Raw genomic sequence first — 347 nt, forward strand, 5'->3', positions numbered from 1 at the left:
CTATTGGAGAAGTGAAAACAAGCCTATTGGAGAAGTGAAAACAAGCCAACAACTACCAAGGAATAAAAAACCATCCAATCCAAGAGTTACATTTGATGGTCGTCACTGGTGGATTAGTGTGGGGTTCCAAGAAGACTTTGAATCACAAGAACTAACCAATGAGTCGATTGGTGTGGATGTTGGTTTAAAAGAGCTGTTTGTAGCTTCTAATGGTACGAAAGAACGAAATATAAACAAAGATGCCAAGGYTAAAAAACTTTTGAGAAGGAAAAAGTCAGCGCAAAGAGATATGTCTAGGAGATTTAAAAAAGGTGTGAAAATTCAATCTGCTGGATATGAAAAAGCGA

1 pseudogene is annotated in these 347 nt (G+C 37.3%); it reads left to right on the forward strand.

The features are described from left to right. Positions 1-347: pseudogene (locus ASE54_RS37135) on the forward strand (RNA-guided endonuclease TnpB family protein); the annotation flags it as partial.

Origin of the sequence: Bacillus sp. Root131 (assembly GCF_001429475.1) — a bacterium.
Classification (GTDB): Bacteria; Bacillota; Bacilli; order Bacillales; family Bacillaceae_G; genus Bacillus_A; species Bacillus_A thuringiensis_S.